Genomic DNA, 8707 nt, shown 5'->3' with positions numbered 1-8707 from the left:
CCGGCTTGGGTGCGGGCGCTGCGGTGGTTCTGGTCCCGGCGTCGGGGGTTGGCGCCTGGGTTGTTCGTTCTCGGGGTGAGTACACATGTTGTTGAGAAACCGGCGGATTTCGGCCGCCTGCCCGCCCACCGCCGCGTGCGCGAGAACATTTGGCCGAAATCTGCCGATTTCTCAACAACGCCTTTAAACCCCGTACACGACCGGCGGACTCCGCACCCGACTCTCGTCCAACAGGTGACCACACCACCAACCCGGTGAACCAATCCGGCCACCGCACTAGCGAGCGCTGATCGCAGCTCGGCGAGTTCTTCAGCTGGGGTCCGGCTGCCTTGCTGTGCGGTTTGTTGGAGGCGGCTCGCAGCAAGTCCGCAGCTCAAGGCTTAGTAATTCTAGGGGCCAGTTATCTTGCGCCCCACACCCCGGCACCCTCCCCCTGTGAGTCAGACCGTGGAGATCCCCGAGTACCAAGACACCGAGCTGGTCGCGGCCGAAGACCTGGCCGCCGAGCCGGCGTTCTGGCTGGCCCATCTCCTGTCGACGCCGGGTGACCTCTCAGCCAACACCGAGCAGCTCGGCGCCGCCGATCAGTACGGTCCCGAGTCCGCGGGACCCGGCCTGTCCTGGACCGAGCCCACCGCGATCGCCGCGGATGTGCCGCCGGACGCGTCGCACAGCCAAGGGCTGACCGATCCTGACCAGCGCCTGCTCCTCTGCCTCGCGCAGGAACTGATGGGGACCGGCCGCGATGACCTGATGTTCGAACCGAGCTGGACCGTGACCGCGGACAGCCTCATCCCCGTCTGCACCTCCGAGTACAGCCCGCGCCGCATTCCGCTGGCCCACGGAATCACCGCGGAACAGTCCCGAGCGCTGGCCATCGCCCTCGGCCACCCCGGCGCCGCACGTATAGCAGCCATATAGGCGTACAGGCATATAGCAATACAGGCATACCGGCGTACAGCAAAGCCCAGCCCCGCCGGCTCGAAGCCAGCAGAACCGGGCCGGGCTAAGCAACTCACATCAGAGCTCCGCGACAGCCGGGATAAGCTCCCGCCCGATCAACTCCAGCCGCTCGGTCTGCCACACGTCCTGAAGACTCCCGTGCACCTCCGACACGCCGAGCGCCGCGAAGCCCCGCAGCTGCTCCAGCACCGCGGGGATGTTCTCGCCCTTCTCGCCGATGTTGAAGGGCATCATCACCGTCTTCTCGATGCTGTCGTAGTCGCGCCCCTCGGTCTCGCAGTGGCCGCGCAGCACCTCCAGCTTGTGCTCCAGCTCCGGGCTGGCGAACAGGTTGCACGCCTGCGCGTACTTCGCCACCAGCCGCAGCGTCTTCTTCTCACCGCCGCCGCCGATCAGGATCGGCGGGGTGCGCAGCGGCTGCGGGGAGTTCAGGGTGCGGGCCAGGTGGTAGTGCTTGCCCTCGTACGGGGCGTCGCTGTCGCTCCACATCTGCTGGCAGATCTGGAGGGCCTCCTCCAGACGCTCGAAGCGCTCGGCGGTGCTCGGGAAGAGCAGCCCGAGGCCGGCGGCCTCCTCGCCGTTCCAGGCGGCGCCGATGCCGAGCCAGGCGCGGCCCTTGGACAGCACGTCCAGGGTCGACACGGCCTTGGCCAGCAGTCCCGGCTCACGGTAGGTGACGGCCGTGACCCAGGCCAGGAGCTGCACCTTTTCGGTCCGGGCCGCCAGGAAGCCCAGGGTGGTGTAGGCCTCCAGCATGTCCAGCTCGACCGGGCCGACGTTGCCGATCTGGAACAGGTGGTCCATCACGCTCACCCGGGCGAAGCCGACCTCCTCGGCGGTGACCGCGACCCGCGTCAGGTCGTCGGCCAGGGTGGCGGGGCCGCCGGGGTAGGTGAAGTTGGGGATGTGCAGCCCGAGTTCCATCGTCTTGCTCCTCACCAGGAAAATCAGAAAGTCAGAACAGAGCCCGGCCGCGGCACGCACGGGCGGCGCTCGCGCACGACGCTACTCCGCCGTACCGAAGATGTCAGTCTCCGACATCAACGCGCCTCGGCGCTGCCCCGCCGAGCCCGGACAATGCTCGAAACCTGTCAAAGGCTTGGCTCAAGGTCCGTCTGCCGGGCCTGCCCGGCGTCCCACGGCAGCACCGCCGACCAGCCGGTCACCACGAACCCGAGCACCAGCACCACCGCGAAGACCGCCACCACGCCGCCGGAATTGGCGTTGATCCCGGCGATCCCCAAGGCCAGCAGATAGCTTCCGACGAGCAATGCGGTAATGCCCCACTTGGTAGTCATATTTCCACGTTAGGCACCAAGCCCGATCCCGCCACTCCCCCGGCCCGATCGGGGGCGTGGCCGCAAGACCGTGGCCGCAAGACCGCGACCGCAAGGCGTAACGGACAAGTCATAGCGCACAAGTCATAGCGCACAACAGCGGCCGTCACGTATTAGCCGGCGTACCCGTCCCAGCACCCCGCCGCCGCAGCGCCACCTGCTCACCACGAGCCGTCGGCAACGTGGCCTCCGACCGCCCCTCGACGCTGAACCCGGCATCCGCGATCATCGCCAGATCATCCGCCCCGGCCGCACCCTCGCTGGTCAGATAGTCGCCGAGGAAGATCGCGTTCGCCAGGTGCAACGCCAGCGGCTGCATGCTCCGCAGATGGATCTCCCGCCCGCCGGCCAGCCGCACCTCCACATCCGGGAACACGAACCGGAACAGCGCCAGGATCCGCAGACACCGCGCCGGAGTCAGGTCCCACCGCGAACCCAGCGGTGTCCCCTCGAACGGAATGAGGAAGTTCACCGGCACCGAGTCCGGATCCAACTCGCGCAGCGCGAAAGCAACGGAGACCACGTCCTCGTCGCTCTCCCCCATCCCGAAAATGGCACCAGAGCACGGCGACAGCCCGGCGGCACTGGCCTCCCGCAGCGTGTCCACCCGGTCGGCGAACGTGTGCGTCGTGCAGATGTCGGCGTACTTCTCCTGCGCGGTGTTCAGATTGTGGTTGTAGGCATCGGCCCCGGCCTCGGCCAGCCGCGCGGCCTGCCCGTCCTTGAGCAGTCCCAGGCAGACGCAGACCTCGACGTCGGGCGTACCGCCCTTGATCGCGGCCACCGTGTCCGCGACCCGCTCGACGTCACGATCCGACGGCCCCCGCCCGGAAGCCACCAGGCAGACCCGCTTGGCGCCGGCCCCGACCGCCTTGGCGGCCAGCTCGGAAGCCTCATCGGTTTTGATCCACGAGTACTTCAGGATCTCCGCCTCGCTGCCGAGCCGCTGTGAACAGTAGAAACAGTCCTCCGGACACAGCCCGGACTTCATGTTGACCAGGTAGTTGAGCTTCACCCGGCGGCCGAAGAAGGCCCGGCGTACCCGCCCGGCGGCCGCGACGACGTCCAGGACGTCCGCGTCGTCGCCGGCCAGAAGTGCCAGCGCCTGCTCCCGGGTCGGCGGCCGCCGCTCCAAGGCAGCGCCGACCAGGTCGGACAGCAGGGCGTCAAGGGAAGCGGGCACAGCGGGCTGGGTTGTCATGACCCTCATCGTGGCGTGGCCGACGCGGCCCGGGTGATCGATGGCCGCCACAGGATCGCGCAGTAAACGTTGTGGGGTCCGGTGCAGAAAATTGCAGGGCCCGCTTCAGAGGGCGAACAGCGACATGGCAAGCTGCTGGCAATGAGCATCTCTGATTCGAGCCACCGGATCGGCATACGGCTGGGCGCGGCCGTCGCCGTCTCGCTGACAGCGGTCGCCCTGACCGCCGGTTGCAGTTCTTCGAAGTCCTCGAAGGCGGCGGGCACCACCCCGCCGGTCGCCACCACGACCGTCACGACCGGCGCGGCCGCCGCGACGACTTCGTCCTCGGGGACCGTGGACGGCGGTGCCAGCCCTTCGACGGCCGGGTCGTCTTCGGAGTCGGCGAAGCCCACCACGGTCGGCGCCGGCGGGCCGCACGACTGTTCGGCGGACATGCTGAGCCTGAGCATCGCGCCGCTGCGGGAGCCGATCAACCACGTCATGATCTCGGCGAAGAACACCTCGCAGCTGCCGTGCCACCTGAACCAGTACCCGGAACTGCGCATCACCCCCGACCAGAACTCCATCATCACGCCGCTGGACACCTCCAAGCCGGCGCAGCCGACGATCCTGCTGTCCCCCGGTGCCACCGCCTACGCGGGCGTGATGACGAACGCCGCTGACGGGTCGGGCAAGAACGGCAAGAACGTCCCGTCCCTGACGCTGACGCTGGAGTCCAGCAGCCCCGACGGCGGCGGCGTGGGCCGGCCGACCACGGTGGCGATGCCCGCGAGCGCGGACTACATCGACAGCTCCGCGTTCGTCACCTACTGGCAGAGCGACCTGCAGACCGCGGCCAGTTCCTGACGCCCAGTGGACCTAGTCGGACCTAGTTGGGCCTAGTTGGGCCTACTTGGACCCACGGCGAGTCTCCTCGCTGCTCGACAGGCGCCGGCCTCGGGCGGCTGTTACGGTCGGGATGGTTGCGACGCCCGAGCCGCGAGGAGACCTGCCTGATGCCGAAGCTTTCCCCCGCCGACGCCGCGCAGCCGGTGGTCAGTCCCCTGACCTCGGCGGCGATGTTCCTGGTGTTGACCGTCGAGGACGGTGGCGAGGACGCGGTCCGGGAGGCCGTCCCCGACCTGAGCGCCTACGCGCGCGCCGTGGGCTTCGGGCACCCGGAGGCGGAGCTGGCGTGCGTCACGGGGTTCGGCTCGCAGGTGTGGGACCGGCTGTTCGACGGGCCCCGGCCGGCTGAGCTGCATACGTTCATCGCCCTGGACGGCCCGCAGCACTCGGCGCCCTCCACGCCCGGTGACCTGCTGCTGCATCTGCGGGCCCAGCACATGGACGTCTGCTACGACTTCGCCGCGAACTTCCTGACCCGCCTCGGCGGCGCGGTGAAGGTCGTGGACGAGGTGCACGGCTTCCGCTACTACGACCGCCGCGACCTGCTGGGCTTCGTCGACGGCACGGAGAATCCCGAGGGCGTGGAAGCGGTGGCGGCGGCGCTGGTCGACGCCGAGCGCGACCCGGAGTTCGTCGGTGGCAGTTATGTCATCGTGCAGAAGTACCTGCACGACATCTCGGCGTGGAACGCGCTGTCCGACCACGAGCAGGCGCTGGTGATCGGGCGCACCAAGACCGGGAACGTGCAGCTGCCGGACGCCGCGCTGCCCAAGACCTCGCACGTGTCCCGCAACACGATCGTCGGGCCGGACGGCGAGGAGCAGGACATCCTGCGGGCCAACATGCCGTTCGGATCGTTCCGCGAGGGTGAGGTGGGCACCTACTTCATCGGGTACTGCGCCACCCCGGAGACCACCGAGCAGATGCTGCGGAACATGTTCATCGGCGACGAGGCGGGTAACCGGGACCGGATCCTGGACTTCTCGACGGCGGTCACCGGCGGGCTGTTCTTCGTGCCGCCGACCGGATTCCTGGACGACCCGCCGCCGGCACCCGGTCAAGGCATCGCCGGGGCCGCTGCCGACAACGACGGCAGTAGCGACGGCAATAACGACAACAGTGACCACGACACCCCGACCGCCCCCACGACACCGGCCAAGCCCCGCACCAGTGACGGTTCGCTGGGCATCGGAAGCCTGAGGAGCTGAAGACATGAACAACCTGCACCGCGACCTCGCCCCGGTCAGCGACGCCGCCTGGGAGCAGATCGAGGAGGAGGCGCGCCGCACCGTGCTGCGCTACCTGGCCTTCCGGCGCGTGGTGGACGTCAGCGGCCCGGACGGCACCGAGCTGGCGGCCGTCGGCGACGGCCACACCGCGCCCATCGCCGCCCCGCACGACGGCGTGCAGGCCCGGCTGCGCAGCGCCAGGCCGCTGGTCGAGGTGCGGATCCCGTTCGAACTGGACCGGACCGACATCGACGACGTGGAGCGCGGCGCGCAGGACAGCGACTGGCAGCCGGTGAAGGACGCGGCCAAGATCGCCGCGTTCACCGAGGACCGGGCCATCGCCGACGGCTACGCCGCGGCCGGGATCACCGGCCTGCGGCCGTTCGCCAGCAACGCGGCGATGCCGCTGCCGGCGGACCCGGTGGACTACCCGACCACCGTGGCCCGGATGGCCACCCAGCTGAAGCTGGCCGGTGTCGAAGGGCCCTACCACCTGGTGCTCGGCGCCGACGCCTACCAGGCGCTGTCCGACGCGGTGGACCACGGCTACCCGGTCGCCGAGCACGTGGCCCGGCTGATCGACGGCGACGTGATCTGGGCCCCGGCGATCACCGGCGGCGTGCTGCTGTCCGCCCGCGGCGGCGACTACCAGCTCCAGCTCGGGCAGGACCTGTCGATCGGGTACGAGTCGCACACCGCCGACAAGGTGCGGCTGTATTTCACGCAGTCGTTCACGTTCCTGCCCTACACCGCCGAGGCCGCGGTGCCGCTGGGAGCCACCCCCGCCGGGACCGGCGCCGCTTCGGGCCCCGGCAAGGAAGGCAAGGCGAGCAAGTCCGCTAAGCGGTCGCGGTGACCACTAAGAACGACTAAGACGACTAGAACGACTAAGCGATCGCGGTGACGACGACGTAGCCCTTCGGCTCGCGCCAGATCCCACCCGGCAGGGTGCGGAATCTGGCGCGAGTTGTTTCGTCGAGGTCTGCGGTGATGGCGGCACGCAGGGCGGCGTCCTCGGGCACGCCGAGCAGGGTGAGCGTGGAGCGCAGGTAGGCGACGACCGGTTCCGGATCGGGGAAGACCAGGGCGTTGTCGCGTCGCAGGATCCGGACGGCGTCGGCGCCGAAGCCGTGGGCGACCAGATCCGGCAGGTTGCCGCCGTGGACCCGCTCGTCCGGCGTCGGCGGGATGGTGATGCCGTGCCGGGTCAGCACCTCGTGCCGCACGGCTTTCATCAATGGATAGGACTCTTCGCGGTTGACGACGGCGGCGAACCGGCCGCCTTCACGCAGCACGCGACGGGCCTGGACGACGGCACCGGCCGGGTCGTCGAGGTGGTAGAGCATGTGCCGGGCGGTGACGACGTCGAACGCCGCGGCGGCGAACGGCGGATGCCCGGCGTCGCCGCGCAGACCGTGGACGCCCGGGATGCGGTCGCAGGTCGCGGCGGATTCGGCGGAGAAGTCCAGGGCGGTCAGCGCTGCGGTGTGGCCGGCGGCGGACAGCCGGGCCAGGAAGGTGCCGGTGCCCGGGCCGACGTCGAGCAGCCGGTCGTCGGCGGTGACGGCGGCCGCGGCGAGGACGTCGGCTTCGACGTCATGGTCGGCCTCGCTGTAGCGGCGATGGGTCTGGATCCTGACGTCCAGCGGGCTCAGGTCACGGTAGGCGCGGTCCACGGCGGTACTCATGGCGGCCATTGTGCTGGACCCGCGCTCGCCTCGGCGACGTACCCCGTCGCCGAGGCGGGAAGCGCGGCCGCCGGTCGCTCAGGCGCGCACCCGGACCACGACCGAGACCGGCATCGAGCGCACCGGGTCGGGGCGGACCGTGGTCCCGCTGTGCGGCGAGTCGATCACCAGACCGTTGCCGACGTAGATGCCGACGTGGTGCTGCGTGGGATAGAAGACCACGAGGTCGCCCGGCTCGGCCTTGCTCAGCGGGATCTGCGTCCCGGCGCGGGCCTGGTCCCGGACGGTGCGCGGGATCTTGACACCGGCCGCCGCCCAGACGTGCTGGGTGAACCCGGAGCAGTCGAAGCCCGCGCGGGTGGTGCCGCCCCAGCGGTAGGGGACGCCGAGCAGGGACAGCGCCTCGTGGACCGCCTTGGCCGCCTTGGGGTTCTTGGCCGGGGGCAGGTGGGCCAGCAGGTAGGCGTTGGTGCGCCGGTCCGGGGCCGGGCGGCCGCGGGTGACCGCGCGGGTCTTCGAGGTCGACTTCGGGTGCGCGGTCTTCTTGGGGTGCGTGACCTTCGGGTGCGCCGCCTTGGGATGAGTCGCCTTGGGGTGGCTGGCCTTGGGGTGGGCGGCCTTCGGCGCGGGCTTGCCCTTGACCAGCTTGGCGGGCTTGGCCGCCGGCTTCGGCTGAGCGCTCCGGGTCTGTGGCGATGGCGCTCCCACCTGGGTGCGTGAGAGCGCGTACTCGACCGGCCGAACGCTTCCGGCGGCGAGCAGAGCCGACATGGGGGCCGGGCTCAGAGCCGTCGGTGTCCCCAGCGCCGCCGCCTGGATCGCGGGCCGCTCGGGCGACCCGCCGAGGTGATCGGCGGCGGTGGCCAGCAGCGCACCGGCTGCCAGCAGTGCCGAGACGCACCGTGCGGGGGCACGGTGCCCGGGTTTATGACATTGCATCCCGTTCACTTCCCTCTGTTCCGGAGCAGGGCAGATTCCTGCGAAGATCCGAAGATCGTCTTACCGCCCCGGATCAGGCTCCATGCCCGCGCGCCCCTGGACGGAGCAGTGCCCGGACTCACCACCTGGGCGGAAGGCGCGGGTAAGGGTGACCGAACGCGCTGGCGAACCAGTACCCGGACAAGGCCGGTTCTGGCGAGACCCGGCCCGCGCAAGACGAAGCCGCCCCGCCGCACGGCCCCGTGACCGTCGGTGGGGCGGCGAGGTCCTGCCACCCTTCCTGCCACCCTCCGCACGGGCCGGCCCCCACCGGCCCGTGTCCTTGCCTACTTGACTGCCGCGCCGGCCGGCCCCGAGTCCGGCGGCGAGGTATCCCCCTGCTCCCCTGCCCTGCCCGGGATCGGCTTCGTCGCCGATCCCGGCCGTCCGCGCGCCCCCGCCGCCGGACGGTTCCCCCAC

Annotated in this window: 9 protein-coding genes; 4 read left to right on the top strand and 5 right to left on the bottom strand. The window is 70.2% G+C overall.

Features of this window, described 5'->3' with window-relative positions:
* Positions 1 to 435: 435 nt before the first annotated feature.
* Positions 436 to 921 carry a hypothetical protein gene (locus IZR01_RS45895; protein ID WP_194927498.1) on the top strand — a complete coding sequence of 162 codons (486 nt, stop codon included), beginning with the start codon at positions 436 to 438 and terminating at the stop codon, positions 919 to 921.
* 99 nt (positions 922 to 1020) lie between these two features.
* On the opposite strand, the gene IZR01_RS45890 is transcribed toward IZR01_RS45895, so the two are convergent.
* The 3 genes from IZR01_RS45890 to bioB all read right to left on the bottom strand — a co-directional run bounded on the left by IZR01_RS45890 (position 1021) and on the right by bioB (position 3510).
* Positions 1021 to 1887, bottom strand: coding sequence for an LLM class F420-dependent oxidoreductase (locus tag IZR01_RS45890; protein ID WP_194898989.1), 867 nt, complete (start codon positions 1885 to 1887; stop codon positions 1021 to 1023).
* A 167-nt stretch (positions 1888 to 2054) separates the two neighbouring features.
* Positions 2055 to 2261: a hypothetical protein gene (locus IZR01_RS45885; protein ID WP_194898983.1), complete on the bottom strand. Its 207-nt coding sequence runs from the start codon at positions 2259 to 2261 to the stop codon at positions 2055 to 2057.
* Between the two features lie 145 nt (positions 2262 to 2406).
* Positions 2407 to 3510 (bottom strand): biotin synthase BioB, encoded by a 1104-nt coding sequence (gene bioB / locus IZR01_RS45880; RefSeq protein ID WP_438939727.1) that lies wholly within the window; start codon positions 3508 to 3510, stop codon positions 2407 to 2409.
* A gap of 132 nt (positions 3511 to 3642) precedes the next feature.
* On the opposite strand from bioB, the gene IZR01_RS45875 reads away from it, so the two are divergent.
* From IZR01_RS45875 to IZR01_RS45865, 3 genes are all read left to right on the top strand, one after another.
* A complete protein-coding gene (locus tag IZR01_RS45875; protein ID WP_194927496.1) occupies positions 3643 to 4350 on the top strand; it encodes a DUF4232 domain-containing protein in 708 nt (235 codons plus the stop codon).
* 149 nt (positions 4351 to 4499) lie between these two features.
* Positions 4500 to 5600: a Dyp-type peroxidase gene (locus tag IZR01_RS45870; protein WP_194927495.1), complete on the top strand. Its 1101-nt coding sequence runs from the start codon at positions 4500 to 4502 to the stop codon at positions 5598 to 5600.
* A 4-nt stretch (positions 5601 to 5604) separates the two neighbouring features.
* A complete protein-coding gene (locus tag IZR01_RS45865) occupies positions 5605 to 6477 on the top strand; it encodes a family 1 encapsulin nanocompartment shell protein (RefSeq protein ID WP_228555957.1) in 873 nt (290 codons plus the stop codon).
* Between the two features lie 31 nt (positions 6478 to 6508).
* Here IZR01_RS45865 and IZR01_RS45860 read toward each other — a convergent pair whose 3' ends face one another.
* Positions 6509 to 7309, bottom strand: a complete 801-nt coding sequence (locus IZR01_RS45860) for a class I SAM-dependent methyltransferase (RefSeq protein WP_194927494.1) — start codon at positions 7307 to 7309, stop codon at positions 6509 to 6511.
* Between the two features lie 78 nt (positions 7310 to 7387).
* Positions 7388 to 8248: a C40 family peptidase gene (locus IZR01_RS45855; protein WP_194927493.1), complete on the bottom strand. Its 861-nt coding sequence runs from the start codon at positions 8246 to 8248 to the stop codon at positions 7388 to 7390.
* Between the last annotated feature and the right edge of the window lie 459 nt (positions 8249 to 8707).

It is taken from the genome of Catenulispora pinisilvae (genome assembly GCF_015356865.1).
Classification (GTDB): domain Bacteria; phylum Actinomycetota; class Actinomycetes; order Streptomycetales; family Catenulisporaceae; genus Catenulispora; species Catenulispora pinisilvae.
The sequence above is the reverse complement of the archived record's forward strand: the minus strand, read 5'-3'. Positions and strand labels throughout refer to the sequence as shown.